The following is a 19047-nucleotide window of genomic DNA, read 5'->3' as shown; positions in this document are numbered from 1 at the left end:
CGGACAACCCCATTCTTTCAATAAATTCTTTCAATAGATTCTTTCAATAATATAATGAGCGGTATGGATTGGAGGGATTTCTGCTGAGCAAAGAAGAACCGTTACGTTACGTATGCAGCAGCTGTGGTTTTTCGACCGTCACGCGCACGGGAAGATGCACGTCATGCGGGCAGTGGGGAACTCTCGAAACGGTAACGCCCGCCCCGTCCGCCAAAAACAGAAAATCACCGCGGGTGGAGGTGGTCAGCGCCGTATCCGTCACTCCCCCTCCCCGTCTTTCCTCGGGAATCGGCGAACTGGATCGCGTGCTGGGAGGAGGGCTGGTGCCCGGCGGCGTCGTGCTGATCGGAGGACAGCCGGGAATCGGCAAATCGACGCTTCTGCTCCAGGCCGGAGGACGAATGGCAGCCGCGGGGCTTTCCGTGCTTTACGTTTCGGGCGAGGAGTCAAACGCTCAGGTGGCCCTGCGGGCGAAACGGCTGGGAGTGGCTTCGAAGAACCTGCTCCTGTACTGCGGGTCCGACCTGGAAGAAGCCCTGTCCGAACTGGAGGGCGTGGGGCTGATCATTCTGGACAGCGTACAGGCCATGCGCGCTCCGGAGGAAACCGGCTGGCCGGGAACTCCGAACCAGGTCCGCGCCGTGGCCCAGCGAACCGTGGACTCCGCCCGGGCGGCGCAAATTCCCGCCGTGCTCGTGGGGCACATCACGAAGGACGGACGGCTGGCGGGGCCGATGCTGCTGGAACATATGGTGGATACCGTGCTGACCTTTTCCGGCGAGGGCTACTCGTCCTACCGAATGCTGCGGGCGGTGAAAAATCGTTACGGCAACACGGACGAGCTGGGGGTGTTCGAGATGCGGGAAAACGGGCTCATCGCCGTCGAGGACAAGAGCGGCCTGTACTGGAACCGCTCTGACACCGCGGTGCCGGGCGTCGCCATGACGCTGGCGATGGAAGGGTCGACGCCTCTGGTGGCGGAAATTCAGACTCTGGCGGTTCTCACGACGTTTCCCTACCCCAGACGAACCTCCCGGGGCATCGAGCTCAACCGTTTTCAGCTTCTGACGGCCGTTCTGGAAAAACGGGCGGGAATCCCCTGCAGCGGCTGCGACCTCTATCTGAACATCGCCGGCGGGCTGTCTATCCAGGATCCCTCCGCGGATCTCGCGGCCTGCGTCTCTCTGGCCTCCGCGCTGAAAGACCGGCCTCTGCGCAACGACTGCTGTTATCTGGGAGAAGTCGGGCTTGCCGGTGAGGTTCGTCCTGTGACGCGGCTCGCCGCGCGTTTGAAAGAGGCCGCCCGACTGGGCCTGAAACGCGCGATTGTCAGCTCCGGAGAGCGCGGCGCCTCCGAAAGCGCGGAGTTCGCGGGGCTTGAAATCCAACGAGTGGACGACCTGGAAGAAGCTCTGAAAAAAGGAGGGCTATAGATGCAGTTCCTGAATTTATCGAAAACACAACATCAGAACCTCAGACGCGTGACTCTCCGGATTCTGTCGGCTCTGCTGTGTCTTTCCGCCTGCGCCGGACCGGCCCGGGCACAGGGAAGCGGCAGGGTGTTCGTGGCGCCTCTGAACGGCACGGTGGGGGTGCAGATGGAACAGTTCGTCACCCGAACCATTGCCGAAGCGGAAGCGGACAACGGAGGCCTGATCGTGTTCCGGCTGGATACGCCGGGAGGCCTCGTCGAGGCAACCCGAGGCATCACACAGGCGATTCTGGCCTCAAAAATTCCCGTTGTGATGTGGGTTCCCCCCGGAGGACGCGCGGCATCGGCGGGGGCGTTCATGATGCAGGCGGCGCACATTGCCGCCATGGCTTCCGGCACGAACGTCGGCGCGGCTCATCCGGTGGTGGCGTCGGGCGGCGACGTCCCGGACAGCGATATGAAAAAGAAAATCACCAATGACCTGATGGCCCAGATGCGCGCCCTGACGCAGCTTCGGGACCGCAATGAAAAAATTGCCCAGGACATGATTGAAGAAAGCCTCTCCCTGACGGCACAGGAGGCCCTTCAGGAGAACGTGATCGATATTGTGGCGGACGACCTGAACTCGCTTCTCACGGCGATACGGGGACGAACCGTGACGGTGGGAGGACGACCGGCAAAGATCGAATTTGCGAACAACCTGCCCGCCTCCGTGGAAATGACGGGGCAGGAACGTCTGATTCAGTTTCTTTCCAGCCCTGACATCGCCTACCTGCTGCTGGTGGGCGGTATGCTCGCCATTTTCTACGAGATCATCACGCCGGGCGGTTTTGTCCTTGGCGTAACGGGCGCGATCATGCTTCTGCTGGGCAGTATCGGGCTCAAAATGCTGCCCTTCAACTGGGCGGGAATCGCCCTGGTGGGCGCGGGCGTCATCGTCATGGGCATCGATCTGCTGGTGGGCGGCGTGGGTATTTTGAGCCTGCTGGGCATCGCCGTCATCGTCGCCGGAGGCGTTTTTCTGTTTCGGGCCCCCGGAGGAGAGCTGCTGCACGTATCCGTCAGCCTTCTGGCGGGGATGGCAATCGCCCTGGGCCTGTGCTTCGCCGTTTTCGCGCTGATCATCGCGAGGAGCCTGCGCGCCAAAATTTCCACGGGACAGCAGGGCCTGATCGGGCTTGACGTGGAGGTTATCGAAGACCTCTCCCCCGAGGGCATGGTCAAATGTCACGGAGAGCTCTGGAAGGCCCGAAGCGGCCGAGCGACCCCCCTGTCAAAGGGGACCTGGGCGGTGGTCGTGGCGCTGGAAGGCATCGTCCTGATCGTGGACGAAAAAAATCATAAGTTGAAATCATAAATCGACCGAAGAGGATTTTCATGAATTTAACAATTTTGGGAGCGGGAAGCTTTGGAACCGCCATGGCGCATTACGCGGCGCAGAGGGGATATGACGTCCGCCTCTGGTGCCGGAACCCGGCTCAGGCGGAGGCCATCAACAGGACGCGCATCAATCCCCGTTATCTGAGAGGACACCCGCTGGACGCGAAGGTCACAGCCAGCCCGGACTTCGAGGAGTCTATCACCTTTTCTCCCCATGTCGTTCTCGCCGTCCCCGCGCAGTACCTTCGGGGCGTTTTGCAGAGGGCGCTTCCCGTCGTCATGGCTGGAAAGAAGCCGGTGAAGTTTCTGAGCCTCGCCAAGGGAATCGAAATCGCCACGGGCAAACTGCCTCACCAGATCGCGGAGGACGTGTTTGCCGCCGCCGAACCCGAGGCCCTCTTTTGGGGGACCCTTTCCGGCCCCAGCCACGCGGAGGAAGTCATTCGGAACCTTCCCACGGCGGTGGTCGTCGCCTCGAAATCCCTGGAGATCGCTGAGGAATGGCAGAGTCTTCTGAACAGTCCGCACTTTCGCATCTACACCAGCAGCGACCTTTCGGGCGTAGAGCTGGGAGGGGCTGTGAAAAACGTCATCGCCATCGCCGTGGGAATTGCGGAGGCCCTGAATTTTGGAGACAACGCGAGAGCGGCCCTGGCGACCAGGGGGCTGGCCGAGATTATGCGCATGGGCTCGGCCCTCGGCGCTTCTCCGCTGACTCTGGCGGGGCTTGCGGGCACGGGAGACCTGATGGTCACCTGCTACAGCCATCACTCCAGGAACCTGCGCTTCGGCATCGCCCTGGGGCAGGGACTGAACATTCAGGAGGCCGCTTCGGAGATCGGGCAGGTGGTCGAAGGCGCCCACACGGTAAAAGCTCTCGTGGCCTGGGGGAAGGAGACGGGCATCGAACTGCCCATCGCCGAGGGCGTCCACGCGATTCTCTACGAGGGAGCCTCCATCGAACAGGCTCTGGAAAAACTGCTCTTCCGCGAACCTCGTCCGGAAATGCGCAAAACGACGCCGCAGACCTGATTTTTATGAGCGGTCTCCCACCCTGTTTTGCGCATCGCGCTATTATATTAAATAAAGGGGTCCGAACTCCGTGCCGACGTCATTGAGCGAGAGAGAAACCTTTCTGTTTAAATCCGCGCCTCTGGGAAAGGCAATTGCGACGCTTGCCGTTCCGACGATCATCAGTCAGATTATCGCCATGGTCTATAACCTTGCCGACACCTGGTACATCGGGCAGCTCGGCGACAACAGTCAGGTGGCGGCGGTGACCATTGCCTATCCCCTTTTCTGGGGACTGACGGCCATCGCCAATCTTTTCGGAATCGGCGGCGGAAGCCTGATTTCCGCCGCGCTGGGACGGGAAGATTACCGTCTGGTGAAAAAGCTTTCTTCTTTTTGTCTGTGGACGACCGTCGGAACGACCTCCGCCCTGTCACTGGGGGTGTTTACCGGCGGCGCGCCGTTCATGATGCTGCTGGGAGCGGATGCGGAGACCCTTCCTTATGTTCGGGATTATCTTTTCTGGGTTCTTGTAATCGGCGGAGTTCCCACCGTTCTGAACATGTTTCTGGCCCATCTCGTCCGCTCGGTGGGCGCGTCGAAACAGGCGGCCCTGGGCATGTCGCTGGGCGGCGTTCTCAACATTCTTCTCGACCCGCCCTTTATTTTCTCCTGGGGACTGGGAATGCACATCGCCGGGGCCGCGCTGGCGACCTGTATTTCCAACATCGCGGCAACTCTTTATTTTTTAGCGTTTTTCTGGAAAATCCGCCAAAAAACGGTTCTCTCCCTGAGCCCCTGGAATTTTTGGTGCGGCCGGAAGACCGTCGCGCAGGTGTTTTCCGTCGGCCTGCCCTCCGCGCTGCAGGTTTTTCTCGCCGTATTCTCCACGGCGGTGCTGAACAACCTGATGTCCGCCTACACTTCCATCGCTGTGGCGGCCCTTGGGATCGTCAAAAAAGTGGACATGGTTCCGGCCAGCATCGTACAGGGTCTGTCGAACGGCGTTTTGCCGCTTTTGGCGTACAACTACGGATCGGGAGACCAAAAACGCATGAAACTGGCTCTGAGATATTCGCTCATCGTGTCCATCATCTTTACGGGATCCTGTGTCGCGTGTCTGGAAATTTTCGCGCCGAGGTTCATCCAATTTTTTATCGACAAACCAGAAACCATCTCCCGAGGCGCTTTTTTCATGCGCCTGCACTGCATGGCAATGCCCTTTCTCTCCCTCACTCTGCTGTTCACGGCGCTGTTCCAGGGTACCGCTCAGGGGGGCAAAGCCCTGATCGTGTCCCTGTTTCGCAAGGGCATTGTGGACGTACCTCTCATGGTTCTGATGAACCGGCTGGTTCCCATGACTGGATTGATGATGGTGCAGCCGATTCTGGATTTTCTGTGCGCGGGGCTGGCTTTTGTGCTCTATCGGCACGGAGGCGGCAAGAAATAAGCCCTTCAGTTTTCTGCAGTTTACAGTTCCCGGGCTTTTTCCTTCTTCCATCGGTTGTGAAGCCAGAACCACAGTTCAGGTCGAAGGTCGATCATCCTTTCCACAGCGCCGGAGATGGATTGCGTCACCTGAGCGATTCGGTCAAGGCGGTCACCGTTCTCCGGAACGGGAAGCGGCGGAAAAAACTCCGCCACGTGGCAAAAGGGTTTTTCTCTGCGGATGGATATGGGGACGACGGGAACGGAAGCCAAAAGGGACAAAACGGCCGGCCCCGTGGCGTGGGTGCACTCATGGCCCATGAAGGGCAAAAGGATGCCCCCGATCCAGGAGATGTCCACCAGCATGGCGATGTGCCCGCCGGATCTCAGAACTCTCACCATTTCCAAAGTCGAGGTGTTCTTGGGCAAAAGTTTTATTCCGGTGTTTTTTCGGTAGCGCTCCACCAGAGCGGAAAGGTCCCTGTCTCTCATGTTCTGGGATACGATATAAAAGTCCCGGGATTTCCGTCCGGACTTCAGATATTGAGCGTACCAGGACGCCATGAGCTCCCAGTTGCCGTAATGGGCGCTGACGAAAAGCGCGCCTTTTTTTTCTCCCTGGAGGGATTCGAGATACTGGAGACCCTGCACCTCCCTTATCCAGTCCAGAGCCTGGGCGGGGTCCCTCTGCAAAGCGAGAATTTCGGTTACGGTCCAGGCCAGGTGACCGTAAAGGGAGCGACGCAGCTTTTTGCGCCAGGCCCCCGGGCGGTCCGGATATACCATCGCCAGGTTCGAGAGGATGCGCTCGCCTCTCGGGCGGAACGCGTTTAAAACGCCTTTCAGAAAACAGGTCAGACCGGAAGCGCGCCAGCCCGGACGAACGGACTTACGAAGGGCCTCCAGAGCCCATACTGCGGCTTTCAATCATTTTCCCGCTTTCGGCTGACGGAACTGTAAAGCTCGATCAGAGACTCCGCAGCGTTGGCGGAACTGAATTTTTCCTTCAAAAAACGACGGGCGCTCACCGAAGCCCCTCTTCCCTCTTCGGAGCGGGCAGCTTTGAGAACCTCGACCCAGGCGTCCTGAGAGTCCTCCCCGGCTGCCAAATAGCCTTCTCTGCCCAGAAGCCCCCCAAGCAGTGAAGATTTGCGGGCCACGACAGGGATGCCCTGCATTGTCGCCCAGGCGGCCAGAAGCGCGTTCGAGGGAGCGTCGTCCACAAATATCGCTCCTCCCGAAACGGGGGCGCTTCCCGTTTTTTTCACCGGAGCCGTCTCCCAGGCCAGGGCTTCCACCGCCTTCTGAAGGGGCTCCGTGGGAGGCAGCGCCAGCAAAAGCGCGGAAAGAGACTCGGGGGAATCACCCGTCAGAGCGACTTTGGTTTCGAAGGTGGGCTTCACCAGACTTTCTCCCTCCAGGGTCTGCTCCGGGAAAAGGCGGGTGGGGTGCCCCTGCCAGGCGGGGGATTCCTCCAGGAGGGTATGCACCGTGCGGGCCCTGAGGCGAATGAACCTCCACCAAAAAGGCGGGTTACCCCAGAGATGCCAGAGGTCGCCCCGAAAGAGCACCACGGCCAAACGCTCGAACATCGTCAAAGATTTCCAGGAAAGAACGCCCTCCACGCGAATGTCCTTCGTTCCTCCCGCGACATAGACCTGCACCGGAAAACCGGCCGTTTTCAGGGCGGTCGCCAGATTCCCCACCATCGAGGCCTCCCAGGGACGATGAAAACCCGAAACATACCAAATGCAGTTTTTCATAATATTCTCCGATTGTCGATTAATTGTCGTTTATCTTCAGTTGAATTCACTTAAATTCAATTAAAGGCGATGAGATGAAAGCGTTTTTTACCCATGCGAACAAAAACGTATCGCCCGCAGAGCAGCGTCTCTTTCGACAGCAAAGCGCCTTCCTCCTCCACCCGTTTTTCATTGAGGGTAACTCCTCCCTGCTTGATAGCGCGCTTCGCCTCTCCCCTGCTTTCACAGGCTCCGCAGGCCACAAGGACGTCTACCACCGTTCCGGGCAAAGGCTGAGAGAGGACGGAAAAGGGCATTTCTTCTTTGAGCATCCCGAACGTCTCCTCTCCGACTTCCGAAAGACGAGCCGAACCAAAGAGGACCTCGCTGGCGGTTACGACGCTTTCCGCCGTGGACTCTCCGTGAACGAGCCGGGTTATCTCGAAGGCCAGACGGCGCTGGGCCGTCCGCAATGCCGGATTTTTTGCGTGTTCTTCCATGAGCGCCGAAATGTCTTCAAGAGACAGAAATGTGAAAAGTTTCAGCAGACGCTCCACATCTCTGTCGTCGGAGTTGATCCAGAACTGATAAAAACGGTAAGGGCTGGTTCGCTTCGGGTCCAGCCACACCGCCCCGTCCTCCGTCTTGCCAAACTTGGTTCCGGCGGCGGTCAGGAGCAGAGGCTGAGTCAGGCCGAAGACCTCGCCCTCCGTGGTTTTGCGAACGTAATCCACGCCGGCCACCAGATTGCCCTGCTGGTCGTTTCCGCCCATCTGCAGGCGGCAGCCGTATTTTTCATAGAGCTGACGAAAATCCATGGACTGGAGGAGGACGTAGGAAAACTCCGTATAGGAAATGCTTTTATCGGGATCCGTCAGGCGGCTTTTGACGTAGTCGCGCGCGATGAGGGCATTGACGGAAAAATGTTTGCCCACGTCCCGAAGGACATCCAGGAAGGAAAACTCCGACAGCCAGTCGTAGTTGTTGACCAGCACCGCGGAGTTCTTCCCGCAGTCGAAGTCCAGAAAGTGCGCCAGCTGAGGACGGACTCCCTCCACGTTTTTCCGCACTTCTTCGATGGTGATGAGGTTGCGCTCCTTACTCTTTCCGGAGGGATCTCCGATGAGGCCGGTTCCCCCTCCCGCAAGGGCAATGGGACGATGTCCGCATCGCTGAATCCAGGCCAGAGCCATAATGGGGATGAGATGCCCCACATGCAGACTGTCCGCCGTAGGGTCGAATCCGATGTAAATTGTGGTCATTCCCTCGTTCAGAACTTCCTGCAATTTTTCCGGAGCGCTGCACCACTCCACGAGGCCACGGGACTGTAAAATTTCATATGCGTTGATTTTCTGACCGTCAGGCGGCATCAAAAACCCTCCATAAATACATAAATTTCATTGAATACATAATCTTTATTTCTTCTGGGCCCGGTTGCTCATCGTCTCCAGGAGTGTACGGGTCGAAACCAAAAGCGGCATCAGCTCGCTGGCGTTCGCGGCGTTTTTCAGCTCTACCCGCAGATTTTCCAGGAGCTTCGCGATGCTGTCCACCGCCAAGACGGCCTCGTTGTCGCCCTTCCACGCGGGCTGCGGCTCGGGAAGGGGCTGAACCGGAACGGCAACGGGCTGCCCGGACCGAAGAACGACCTCGGACGAGAGCGCCAGTTCCTGATTTTTCATGGGAACCAGAGAACGCATTCCCGCCTCCTGAAGCGAAGCGGCAAAAGCATGCGACGCCTTGCGCTCGCCGTGCACAACGAAAAAAAGCGGGTTGGGCCCGATATGTTTCGCCCAGGCCAAAAGGTCGTCCCGATCCCCGTGAGCCGAAAATCCGCCCAGGGTATGAATCTGCGCCCTGACCGTAACGTCTTCCCCCGCGATGCGCAGGTCCTTTTCCCCGTCGACGATGCGACGCCCCAGCGTCCCGTAGCTTTGGTACCCCACAAAAATAACGTGGTTCTGGGGATTCCAGACCGCGTGTTTCAGATGATGGACAACCCGCCCTCCCGTACACATGCCGCTTCCCGCGATGACGATGCAGGAAGAAACGTCGTTGATTGTCCGGGACTGCTCGGCAGACGTAACGAAAGTCAGCCCTTTGGGCCTGAAGGGTTCCTGCCCGTCGGAGATGCACTTCTGTATGTCCTCCGAGAGAGTGTCGGAATACTGGCGATAAAGCTCCGTGGCCCTGGCCCCCATGGGGGAGTCGAAGAAGATGGGAAGATCGTCGGGTATCAGGCCATCCTGCTGCATCAGGAAAAGTTCGTAAAGAAGCCTCTGGGCCCGGTCGATGACAAAACTGGGGATGATGACCTTTCCCCTGTCCCGAAGGGCGCTGGTGATTACCTCCCGAAACTCCTTCCGCGTCTGGTTCAGATTTCTGTGGAGACGATCGCCGTAGGTGGACTCTATAAGGACGTAATGGGCTTTGTCCAGTACGGAGGGAGGCGGCTCCACTACGGCTTCCTGCTGTCCTAGGTCTCCGCTGAACACCAGCCGCACCTCGTTTTCCGGTTCTCTGAGGTTCAGGGCGACAGACGCGCTTCCCAAAATGTGGCCCGCGTTGTAGTAGCAGGCCTCCATGCCGGGCAGGATCTCGTAAGGCGTCGCGTAGTCCACAGGCTGTAAAAGCGCCATGGTATTGGAGACGTCCTTTTCGTCGTAGAGCGGCTCCGCAGGCGGCAGGCCCCTGCGGGAGTTTTTTCTGCTCTTCCACTCCGCCTCTTCCTTCATGAGGTGGGCGGAGTCGCGCCAGAGAACATCCAGCAGTTCCACCGCCGTCCGGGTCACCCAGATTTTTCCCTTGAACCCCTGACGAACCAGCAACGGAACCCTTCCCGAGTGATCCATGTGGGCATGAGTCAAAAGCACCGCGTCGAGCTTTCCCGGATCGACCAAAGGAGACTCCCGGTTCCGCTCGTCTTCGTTGCGCCCCTGATGAATACCGCAATCCACAAAAATCCTTCTGCCGCCACATTCGACAAGATAATTGGAACCAGTGACCTCCTGGGCGGCTCCCAGAAATCTGACTCTCAAGACATCTCCCCCCTACACGACGGGCTCACGTTTCATGATACACCGAATACACGTTCCTTCGCCAATTTTGGATTCAACTTCCAGCGAACCGCCGATCAGCGACATTCTTTCCTTCATGTTGGCCAGGCCCCGATGTCCCTCCACCCGCAGTTTTTCGTGGTCGAAACCGGAATCGAAGCCCTTCCCGTTGTCCTGAACTTCAAAAACGACGCTGCCGTCTCTTTCGAACATCCGGGCGCAAATTTCCGTCGCCTCGCCGTGGCGGACGGCGTTGGAAACGGCCTCCTGAAAAATACGGACCAGAGAAAGCGTCCGTTCGGACCCCAGGTCGATGGACTCGTCCAGCTCCACGGACACGCGCACCTCGTAGCTTTGAGAAAGACGCTCCGAAAGCTCCGACAGCGCGTCCGCGGACTTCAGCTCCACCCAGGGGGGGGCCAGTTCGTCACAAAGCCCTCGAAGTTCGCGGACCACAGTCCTGGCCAGCAGTTCCGTCTTTTTGATTCGAGCGCGGGTGTCCTCGCCTTCTTCCAGAGACATGTGAATCTGCTGCAAAAGCGCCGTGATGTCCTGCAGGGGACCGTCATGAATCTCCCGGGCCATATCCAGCCGCTCCGTCTCCTGCACCTGCACAATATCCCGCACGTAGCGGTTGCGGAGGTTGTCGCGCTCCACCGCCGCGTGAGCGAACCGGGTCAGGGCGTTGTGGACGCTTTCGATTTCCTTCACCGCCCGTAAATCAATGGTGCTGGGGGTATCCCGCCCCATCCGGAGATCGTCAATTTCGGCCACCAGCCCCTGCAGAGGCGAGATCAGCCGCCGCCAGAGCAGGCGAATGGCCAGAATGCTGCCCAGAGACATGACGACGATCAGAACCGGCCAGGGACGTCCCACCCGCACCAGTCCTCCCAGAAGCTGATCCCAGGAGACGGCGGCCACCACGTAGCCTCGACCCTGGTCCATGGGATAAATCGCCATGGTGTACTGATGCCCCACCTTATCTTCGACCCGGATGGCCGTCCCCATGGGCAGGCCCGGTTTCCAGAGCTCCGCGATGGCGGAAGTCCCCGGGGAGGACATGATGATCCTTCCGTCCGCGCCGATGTAGGCGACGCCCCCCGGAATGGCCAGTCCCCAGGAAAAGACCCTGTAGCGCGTCGAGGAGAGAAAGGGTTCTTCCGGCAGGCTCCAGCTTCTGCCCTCGGTACTCAGGCGATACGCCATTCCCTCCGCAAGGTCCTGCACATAGGAACTCACCGTGGCCTCCATGGCCCGCTCCTGAGTGAAATGTGCAAAAGCTGCCACCATCAATACAGCTACGGGTGGCAGCATCAGCGCGCCTAAAAGAAGCGCCAGCAGATTCTTTTTTAAAAAATTCAGCCAGGGCGTTCTGACAACTAAAAATTTAATCTTCCAACAGCTCCTCCAAAGTGACCACTCCATACTTCAGAGCCAGAAGCAGCGCCTCCGTTTTATTCTTGGACCCCAGTTTGTCGTAAATGGAAGCGAGGTGGGTCTGAACGGTCCGCTCGCTGATGAAAAGCCTGCCCGCAACCTCCTTGCTGGAAAGTCCTTTCGCCGCCAGGACGAGAACCTCTCTCTCCCGGGTGGAAAGTTGTTCCGGATCAAAATCTCTTTCTCCCATGACCGAGGCGACTTCCGGATCGAGATAAAGCCCTCCCCGGGCCACCGTGGCAATCGCCGTCGTCAGTTCCTTGGGCGTGACGGTCTTCAGGACGAACCCCCGGGCCCCCGCACGCAGAGAGGCCATGACATACTGCTGCGCATCGTAAGAGGTCAGCATGATCGTGGCCGTCTGAAGCCCCGCTTCCTTGACCTTCTGCACGACAGACACTCCATCCATGCCCGGCATCCGAATGTCCAAAAGCGCCACATCGGGTTTGAGGTCCTGAATCTGCTGCCACGCTTTCAGACCGTCTTCCGCTTCTCCTACGAGTTCGAGCGAACTTTCTCTCCTCAAAAATTCCGCGATTCCCGCTCTCGTCAAAGGATGATCATCGGCTAAAATCACTTTAATCGGCATGGGAAACTTCTCCTTCCAACAAACTTTTTTCTTTTCTTAATTGCTCTTAATTGCTCGTGTTATTCCTGGTAAAACCAACTTTGCAATTTCTATAATTCTACAGTCAAAAGTCACTCTTCATCCAAAGCCTAACAGGCTGTCAAAATACGAACAAGAGCAAAGCTACTGACAATAAAGAAGAGCAGGCAAGAGAAGACAGGACAGGAGAAGAAGTTTTCGTCGCCGCCGCCGCGCTCAGGCCCCCGGCAGCCCGATCTCCCGTTCGATGGGGCGCAGGGCCTCGATGGTCTGCTCGATCAGCTCGTCCAGAGAAATTCCCATTCGTTCGGCCCCCTTCTGAATGACTTCGCGATCCACGCCCCGGGCAAAGGTTTTATCCTTCCATTTCTTTTTGACGGACTTTACTTCCAGGTCCGCGAGGGACTTCGACGGGCGGACGAGTCCGGCCGTGATCACAAGCCCCGTCAGTTCGTCCACGGCGAAAAGAACTTTTTCCATATCGTTTTCCGGCTCCACGTCCGAGCAAATCTCATATCCGTGAGACTGGACCGCGTGGATGATCCCCTCGTCAATTCCCGCCTCCCGAAGCAGCTCCGGCGCAAGGTTGCAGTGACGGGCGGGATCGCTCATGGTCCGCTCCCAGTCGATGTCGTGGAGGATGCCCACCACTCCCCACAGGGACTCGTCGCCGCCCATCCGCCGCGCAAAATGGCGCATGACCCCCTCTACGGCAAAGGCGTGTTTGATATGGCTTTCATCCTGGTTATATTTTTTTAAAAGCGACAAAGCTTCATCTCTTGTGGGAACCAAATCCGTTTCCTCCTTCGGGGTCGCGCGGACACCTTCTGACTTCTTTATTTTTCTCTTTATAATTTTATCTTTATTTTTTGGCTTCGCTTCTTTTATTTATTCGCTTCTTCTGTTCAACTGAGGCGTGAAGGAAGCCGCCTGCCTCATCCATTCCCGCGCTTCCTCCACTTTTTCCGGGGCCATGGCCTCGAAAATCACGTCCGTTTCCTCCCGCAGCTCCACCGCCAGCCTGTCTGGATAGGGCACCATGTAGACCACCCGGACAAGCCCCGCGTTCAATATGGATTTCGTACACATGGAACAGGGCTCATGAGTACAGTAAAGGGTTCCTCCGTCCGTGGCGATTCCCATGCGGGCCGCCTGGGCAATGGCGTTTCCCTCGGCGTGGGACCCCCGGCACATCTCCTGACGTTCCCCCGAAGGGATCCCCAAAATATCCCTCAGACACCCCACGTCGAAAGAATGCGCTGTGCCTCTCGGCGCCCCATTGTATCCCGTGCTGACGATCTGCCTGTCCCGAACGATTACGGCCCCCACCCGCCTGCGGAGACAGGTGCTTCGCATTGCGGCCATCATCGCGATCGTCAAAAAATACACATCCCACTCCGGTCTTGCGTTTTGCAGCGCCATGTTCCTCTTTACATGCCCTTCTTTAACAAACTCATTTTAGCTTTAAATTGATTTTAATTTAACATTAATATCAATCACTGACTTCAAACCCATTTTGATTATTTTGCCTCGAAATATATTTCCCTCTGGCGCAACTCTCAAAAACACATTATAGTGTTTCATTATATCATCGATGCATCCGCGTCATGGGGGCAGGAAGACAGAGGATTCAAAATTCATGCAGGCCGGGAATCTGTGCAGCCGAAATTCATACAAATCGAAAGGATCGCGATGAAAATTTCCACGCCGAAATATCTGCGCAAAAGTCAACGGAGCCTGACAATCGCGTTGCTGTGTCTTTTTCTGTGCGTTCAGTGGGGGCCTCTTTCCGATGAAAGAGGAAGATGGGGAATCGCCTCGGGCAATCCCTTCGTCTGGGAGGTGGTTCTGACCTTCGACGACGGCCCGCGGGAGAACGGCGTACATGAGCTGCTGACGGTTCTGCGGGAACTCCGGACTCCGGGAACGTTCTTCCTGGTGGGCAAGTTCGCCGAACGTTACGAAGAGATCACCCGGGCCATCGACCAATCCGGCAATATGATCGAGAACCACAGCTACACACACCCCAAACTCTACACCCTGTGGCTGGAAAAGGTCATCCGCGAGACGGAGCGATGCAATGAAGTCATGGACAGGCTGAACATCCGGACTCCCCGCTTCATGCGACCGCCCGGAGGGGGATTCGGCCTCGTGATCTTCAAAGCCATGCGGCAAATGAACATGAAGCTGGGGCTCTGGAGCGTGAACACCGCCGACTACACGGGACGGAACGCGGAAACCATCACGGCCCAGGTGCTGGGAGACGTCCGGCCCGGCGCCGTGATCCTGATGCATTCGGGGGTCCCCGAAACCGTCCGGGCCCTGCCGGGAATCGTAAAGGCCCTCCGCGAACGGGGATACCGCTTCGTTACCCTGCAGGAGCTGTGGGACGGGGGAAAGGTATAAACCGATGTTTCCGGTTGCGGCAAAAAGCCCCTTCGCTCTGCTGTGGAACATCTCCGCCGGAAGCAGAGCTCTTTACTGCGTCTCCTTCTCGGCCATGCTCGCCTCGACGTTCTGCGGTTTCCTCCTGCCTCAGGCGATTCGTTTCGTGGTGGACAGCGTGATCGGAGACGTTCCTCCGACCTCGTATTTTTCGGGAGCCTTTTCCGGTCTGACCACGGGGCTTGCTCAAGCCATGAGCGAAAATCGGGCGTTCATCGTTCTGCTGGTGACCGGAATCTCCGTCGCCGGAGAGCTGCTGGGATTTATTCACCGCCGGACGCTCTCCATGGCCGCGGAGAGCCTGACAAAGCGCCTTCGAGACGCGCTCTACACCCACATCCAGCACCTGCCCTACGCCTGGCACATCGATATTCAAACCGGAGACATCGTTCAGCGATGCACCTCTGACGTGGACGTCGTCCACAACTTTATGTCCGCCCAGGTCGTGGAGGTGGTCCGCACTCTGGCTCTGATCGTTTTCGCCACTTCGATCCTGCTTTCCATGAACGTGGCCCTGTCCCTTCTCTCCTTCGCCTTTCTGGTCGTGACCTTTCTCACGTCCTTTTTCTTTCTGCGAAGGACCGCTCCCCATTTTCAGGCGGCGGACGAGGCGGAAGGCGAACTTCTGGCCGCGGCTCAGGAGAATTTCACGGGAGTTCGGGTGGTGCGGGCCTTCGGACGCGAGCTCTACGAAACCGAACGCTTTGACCTGCGAAACCGCCGCTACGCCGGCCTCTGGGTGAAACTGGGGAACCTGCTCAGTCTTTACTGGGGGCTGGGGGACCTGCTGACCGGCCTCCAGATGGTCACGATCTGCGCCGCCGGAGCCTGGCAGGCCGTCGAAGGAAACGTCACGGTGGGAGAATTCATCGTATTTCTGACCTACAACTCGATGATCATCTGGCCGGTTCGCGGATTGGGAAGGGTTCTCGCCGAAGCGGGAAGGACCGGAGTCTCCCTCTCTCGTCTGTTGGAAATTCTGCGCGCACGGGTCGAAGACGACCCGCCGGATGCCCTCGTTACCCCCATTCGCGGCGACATCGAATTCCACCGCGTCAATTTTTCCTACGGCGGAGCGCCGGTGCTGCGGGACCTTTCCTTTACGATAAAACAGGGGACAACGCTGGGCATACTGGGAGCGACCGGCTCCGGCAAAACCACCATCGCCCACCTCCTGTGCCGGCTGTACGATCTGAAGGAAGGAGAAGGCGAAATCCGGATCGGCGGGACGGACATTCGAAAATACAAACGCGCATGGCTGCGGGAAAACATCGGCATTGTGCTTCAGGAGCCCTTTCTCTACTCCCGCACCATCCGCGAGAACATCGCCTCCCTCCGCCCGGACTGCCCCGTCGAGGAAATTCGCGAAGCCGCTGCGGCGGCCTGGCTGGACGAGGCCATCGAACATTTTTCGCTGGGATACGACACCCTGGTGGGAGAACGGGGCGTCACCCTTTCCGGCGGGCAGAAGCAGAGAGTGGCCATTGCCCGAACACTGCTCAAAAAACCGACGATCATGATTTTCGACGACTCCCTCTCCGCGGTGGACACCGAAACGGACGCGAAGATCCGCAGCGGCCTCCATCAGAGAACGAAAGGCGTTACCACACTGATCATTGCCCACAGACTCACCTCTGTTTCAGGCGCAGACCGGATCATGGTTCTGGAAAACGGTAAAATCGCGGAAATCGGCACTCCCGCCGAGCTGCTGAAACGCAACGGGTTTTACAGGCGAATTCACGACATGCAGCGGAACTCGGAAGAGGAACTGTCCGAAGAAATGGAGTTTCCACATGCAGTTCCATGAGGACGAATTTTCCGACCGACCCTTTCGGCTGGGAGTATGGGCCGCGATGCTCCCCTTCTTTCGACCCTACCGTCGAACGGTGGCCGCAGCCCTGTCCCTCATGCTCGCCTGTTCGGTGATCGACGTCTGCATCCCCTTATATCAGAAGTATTTCATTGACGCCTTCATCATTCCCAAAGTTTCGAGAGGCATCCCCGCCGCGGCCCTGGCCGGAGCCGCCGTGATCCTCCTGGAGTTCCTGTTCGTGGCGATCTTCACGAGAATGGCGATTCGAGTGGAGCTGGGGTTTTCCCGGGACCTGAAGAAGGCCTGTTTCGACCACCTGCAGACGCTCTCCCTTTCCTATTACAACACGACGCCGGTGGGTTACATTCTGGCCCGGGTTCTCTCGGACACCGACAAAATTGGAATGCTGGTGGCCTGGGGACTCGTCGATCTGATGTGGGGGCTTTCTTACGTGGTCTTCGCCGTGGTTTCGATGCTCCTGCTGGACCTGAGGCTGGGCCTGTGGTTCACGGGGCTTCTGCCGGTCCTGGCGCTGATCACGTTCTGGTTCCAGAACAAAATCCTGCGTCACAACCGAAAAGTCCGCCGGGCGAACTCCTTCATAACGGGCGCTTTCAACGAGGGGATTCTCGGAGCCCGCACGTCGAAAACCCTCGTGGTCGAGGACCTCAACGCGGTGGAGTTCTCCGGTCTCTCCGGGGAAATGTACCGGGAGACCATACGAGCGGCCACTCTGAGTGCCATCTACATGCCCGTGATGATGGCTTTCGGGTCCTTCGCCGTGGCCATGATGCTGGCTCAGGGGTCCTCGTACATCCTGAAGGGGTCCATGGCCTTCGGAACGCTTTCGGCGCTGATTTCCTACGCCATCAACATTCTTGAGCCCATACAGCACCTGTCCCGATTCTTTTCGGACGCCACCGCCACGGGAGCCAACATCGAACGCGTCGATGCCCTGCTGAAGCGAAAACCGGAAATCACGGATTCCCCCGAGGTCACGGAAAAGTACGGCGACAGCTTCCACCCCCGACGGGAGAACTGGGAGCCCCTCTTTGGCGACATTCGCTTCGACGACGTGACTTTTCAGTATCCCGACGGCGACGAGGAAGTCCTTTCCCACTTCAGCCTGGACATACCGGCAGGAACCTGCCTGGCCATCGTCGGAGAAACCGGAGCGGGCAAGTCAACTCTGGTCAACCTGGCCTGCCGCTTTTTCGAGCCCACTTCCGGAAGAATCCTTATCGACGGGCGGGACTATCGGGAACGTTCACAGTTGTGGCTGCATTCAAACATCGGCTGCGTGCTGCAGACGCCGCATCTTTTCTCGGGAACGATCCGCGACAACGTCCGTTACGGGCGTCTCGACGCCACCGACGAACAAATTCTGGAGGCCATTCATCTGGCGTCAGCCGACGCCGTTTTGAGAAAACTTCCTCAGGGGCTCGACAGCGACGTGGGCGAAGGCGGCGACCGGCTCTCCACGGGGGAAAAACAACTCGTCGCCTTTGCCCGGGCTCTGTTGGCCGACCCGCGGATCTTCGTCCTGGACGAGGCCACGTCGTCCATCGACACCGAAACGGAACGGCTGATCCAGAACGCCATATCGAAGGTTCTGCAGGGTCGGACCTCCTTCCTGATCGCCCATCGTCTCTCGACGATCCGGGCCGCCGACCTCATCCTCGTGGTGCGGGACGGTAAAATTATCGAAAGAGGAACACATCGGGAACTGCTGCGCAAAAGGGGATACTATCTTAAACTTTGGTCGATGCAGTATGAAGAGGACATCACAGACGCCTGGGCGTCTAAAGAAACGAGGGGAAACGTATGAAACGAGGTTCGAAAATAAAAACCGTGGCGATTGCGGGAGCGGGAACGATGGGCTCCTCCCTGGCCCAAATTTTTGCGCGTTACGGCTACAGCGTAGTTCTGTATCTCAGAAGACGAGAGGGAATCGACAAAAGCCAGGCGCTGATCTCCATCAACCAGCGCGCTCTGATCGAACAGGGGGATCTGACGCCCGACGAGTCGAAAGCCCTGTTGGAGCGCATCGTCTGGACGACAGAGACGAATGACCTGTGCCGGTCGGATTTTCTTGTGGAGGCGATCACCGAGGACATGGACGCCAAACGCCTCTTCTGGAACGAGGCTTCTTCCCTCCTCCCGGAGGACGTCGTACTCACCACCAACACCTCCGGGCTCTCCATCACGGCTATGTCGGAATCGGTGCGCCTTCCGGAAAGATTCTGCGGTATGCACTGGATCAACCCGCCCCACATCGTGCCTCTGGTGGAGGTCACAGGCGGCGCCCGAACCTCTGAAGAAACCCTCGAAATCGTAAGCGACGTGGCGCTTTCTCTGGGGAAACATCCGGTGACGGTGCGGGGGGATCCCCAGGGATTCATCCTGAACAGGCTTCAGTTCGCCCTTCTGCGGGAAGCGCTCTCCATCGTCGAAAAGGGGCACGCCTCCATAAAAGACGTGGACGACGTCATGAAATACGGACTCGGGATGCGCTACGCCTGTATCGGCCCCTTCGAAACCGTGGACCTCGGAGGGCTGGACACTTTTTACCGCATCGCGAGTTATCTCTTCGCCGACCTGAACGACGAGAAAAAACCCTCCGGACTTCTCTCGAAACTCTACCATGAGGGCGCTTACGGAACAAAGGCCGGCCGCGGTTTTTACGACTACAGCGG

General features: G+C 58.2%; 16 protein-coding genes. 8 read left to right on the top strand and 8 right to left on the bottom strand.

Annotated elements, in window-relative coordinates; translation table 11 throughout:
• Window positions 1-68: 68 nt before the first annotated feature.
• From radA to LBR61_03900, 4 genes are all read left to right on the top strand, one after another.
• Window positions 69-1433 (top strand): DNA repair protein RadA, encoded by a 1365-nt coding sequence (gene radA / locus LBR61_03915; GenBank protein ID MDR1731220.1) that lies wholly within the window; start codon window positions 69-71, stop codon window positions 1431-1433.
• Window positions 1434-2789, top strand: coding sequence for a nodulation protein NfeD (locus LBR61_03910; GenBank protein ID MDR1731219.1), 1356 nt, complete (start codon window positions 1434-1436; stop codon window positions 2787-2789).
• Window positions 2790-2809: 20 nt separating this feature from the next.
• Entirely contained in the window at window positions 2810-3844 is a 1035-nt protein-coding gene (locus tag LBR61_03905) for an NAD(P)-dependent glycerol-3-phosphate dehydrogenase (protein MDR1731218.1), read from the top strand.
• 70 nt (window positions 3845-3914) lie between these two features.
• Window positions 3915-5273: an MATE family efflux transporter gene (locus tag LBR61_03900; GenBank protein ID MDR1731217.1), complete on the top strand. Its 1359-nt coding sequence runs from the start codon at window positions 3915-3917 to the stop codon at window positions 5271-5273.
• Between the two features lie 20 nt (window positions 5274-5293).
• Here the strand turns inward: LBR61_03900 and LBR61_03895 are convergent, their stop codons facing one another.
• The 8 genes from LBR61_03895 to LBR61_03860 form a co-directional block, all read right to left on the bottom strand.
• Complete coding sequence (locus LBR61_03895; protein MDR1731216.1) at window positions 5294-6178, bottom strand: lysophospholipid acyltransferase family protein; 885 nt, start codon at window positions 6176-6178, stop codon at window positions 5294-5296.
• Window positions 6175-7014 carry a hypothetical protein gene (locus tag LBR61_03890; GenBank protein ID MDR1731215.1) on the bottom strand — a complete coding sequence of 280 codons (840 nt, stop codon included), beginning with the start codon at window positions 7012-7014 and terminating at the stop codon, window positions 6175-6177. Before LBR61_03890 ends, LBR61_03895 begins: the two co-directional genes overlap by 4 nt.
• Before the next feature lie 56 nt (window positions 7015-7070).
• Entirely contained in the window at window positions 7071-8363 is a 1293-nt protein-coding gene (gene tyrS / locus LBR61_03885; GenBank protein MDR1731214.1) for a tyrosine--tRNA ligase, read from the bottom strand.
• Between the two features lie 45 nt (window positions 8364-8408).
• A complete protein-coding gene (locus LBR61_03880) occupies window positions 8409-10031 on the bottom strand; it encodes an MBL fold metallo-hydrolase (GenBank protein MDR1731213.1) in 1623 nt (540 codons plus the stop codon).
• A gap of 12 nt (window positions 10032-10043) precedes the next feature.
• Complete coding sequence (locus LBR61_03875; GenBank protein ID MDR1731212.1) at window positions 10044-11300, bottom strand: sensor histidine kinase; 1257 nt, start codon at window positions 11298-11300, stop codon at window positions 10044-10046.
• Between the two features lie 136 nt (window positions 11301-11436).
• Window positions 11437-12075 (bottom strand): response regulator transcription factor, encoded by a 639-nt coding sequence (locus tag LBR61_03870; protein ID MDR1731211.1) that lies wholly within the window; start codon window positions 12073-12075, stop codon window positions 11437-11439.
• A 234-nt stretch (window positions 12076-12309) separates the two neighbouring features.
• Entirely contained in the window at window positions 12310-12885 is a 576-nt protein-coding gene (locus LBR61_03865) for an HDIG domain-containing protein (protein ID MDR1731210.1), read from the bottom strand.
• Window positions 12886-12981: 96 nt separating this feature from the next.
• Window positions 12982-13509: a cytidine/deoxycytidylate deaminase family protein gene (locus LBR61_03860; protein ID MDR1731209.1), complete on the bottom strand. Its 528-nt coding sequence runs from the start codon at window positions 13507-13509 to the stop codon at window positions 12982-12984.
• 276 nt (window positions 13510-13785) lie between these two features.
• Between LBR61_03860 and LBR61_03855 the strand changes: the two genes are divergently transcribed.
• From LBR61_03855 to LBR61_03840, 4 genes are all read left to right on the top strand, one after another.
• The gene (locus tag LBR61_03855; protein ID MDR1731208.1) at window positions 13786-14499 is read left to right on the top strand and encodes a polysaccharide deacetylase family protein; all 714 of its coding nucleotides are present in this window, start codon (window positions 13786-13788) and stop codon (window positions 14497-14499) included.
• A 4-nt stretch (window positions 14500-14503) separates the two neighbouring features.
• Complete coding sequence (locus LBR61_03850) at window positions 14504-16345, top strand: ABC transporter ATP-binding protein/permease (protein ID MDR1731207.1); 1842 nt, start codon at window positions 14504-14506, stop codon at window positions 16343-16345.
• Window positions 16332-18179 (top strand): ABC transporter ATP-binding protein/permease, encoded by a 1848-nt coding sequence (locus tag LBR61_03845; protein MDR1731206.1) that lies wholly within the window; start codon window positions 16332-16334, stop codon window positions 18177-18179. The genes LBR61_03850 and LBR61_03845 overlap by 14 nt, the downstream gene beginning before the upstream one ends.
• On the top strand, window positions 18176-19047 hold an 872-nt coding region (locus tag LBR61_03840), incomplete at its 3' end, for a 3-hydroxyacyl-CoA dehydrogenase family protein (GenBank protein MDR1731205.1). The genes LBR61_03845 and LBR61_03840, both read left to right, overlap by 4 nt.

This window comes from Synergistaceae bacterium (assembly GCA_031272035.1).
Taxonomy (GTDB): Bacteria; Synergistota; Synergistia; order Synergistales; family Aminobacteriaceae; genus JAISSA01.
This window is presented reverse-complemented; position numbering and strand designations above follow the sequence as displayed.

What these genes read in the sequence shown, in the direction of transcription:
- LBR61_03910 (MDR1731219.1), top strand. Translation starts at nt 1,434, where the DNA reads ATGCAGTTCCTGAATTTATCGAAAACACAACATCAGAACCTCAGACGC.
- LBR61_03870 (MDR1731211.1), bottom strand. Translation starts at nt 12,075, where the DNA reads ATGCCGATTAAAGTGATTTTAGCCGATGATCATCCTTTGACGAGAGCG.
- LBR61_03905 (MDR1731218.1), top strand. Translation starts at nt 2,810, where the DNA reads ATGAATTTAACAATTTTGGGAGCGGGAAGCTTTGGAACCGCCATGGCG.
- LBR61_03845 (MDR1731206.1), top strand. Translation starts at nt 16,332, where the DNA reads ATGCAGTTCCATGAGGACGAATTTTCCGACCGACCCTTTCGGCTGGGA.
- LBR61_03890 (MDR1731215.1), bottom strand. Translation starts at nt 7,014, where the DNA reads ATGAAAAACTGCATTTGGTATGTTTCGGGTTTTCATCGTCCCTGGGAG.
- LBR61_03855 (MDR1731208.1), top strand. Translation starts at nt 13,786, where the DNA reads ATGAAAATTTCCACGCCGAAATATCTGCGCAAAAGTCAACGGAGCCTG.
- LBR61_03875 (MDR1731212.1), bottom strand. Translation starts at nt 11,300, where the DNA reads ATGGAGGCCACGGTGAGTTCCTATGTGCAGGACCTTGCGGAGGGAATG.
- tyrS (MDR1731214.1), bottom strand. Translation starts at nt 8,363, where the DNA reads ATGCCGCCTGACGGTCAGAAAATCAACGCATATGAAATTTTACAGTCC.
- LBR61_03850 (MDR1731207.1), top strand. Translation starts at nt 14,504, where the DNA reads ATGTTTCCGGTTGCGGCAAAAAGCCCCTTCGCTCTGCTGTGGAACATC.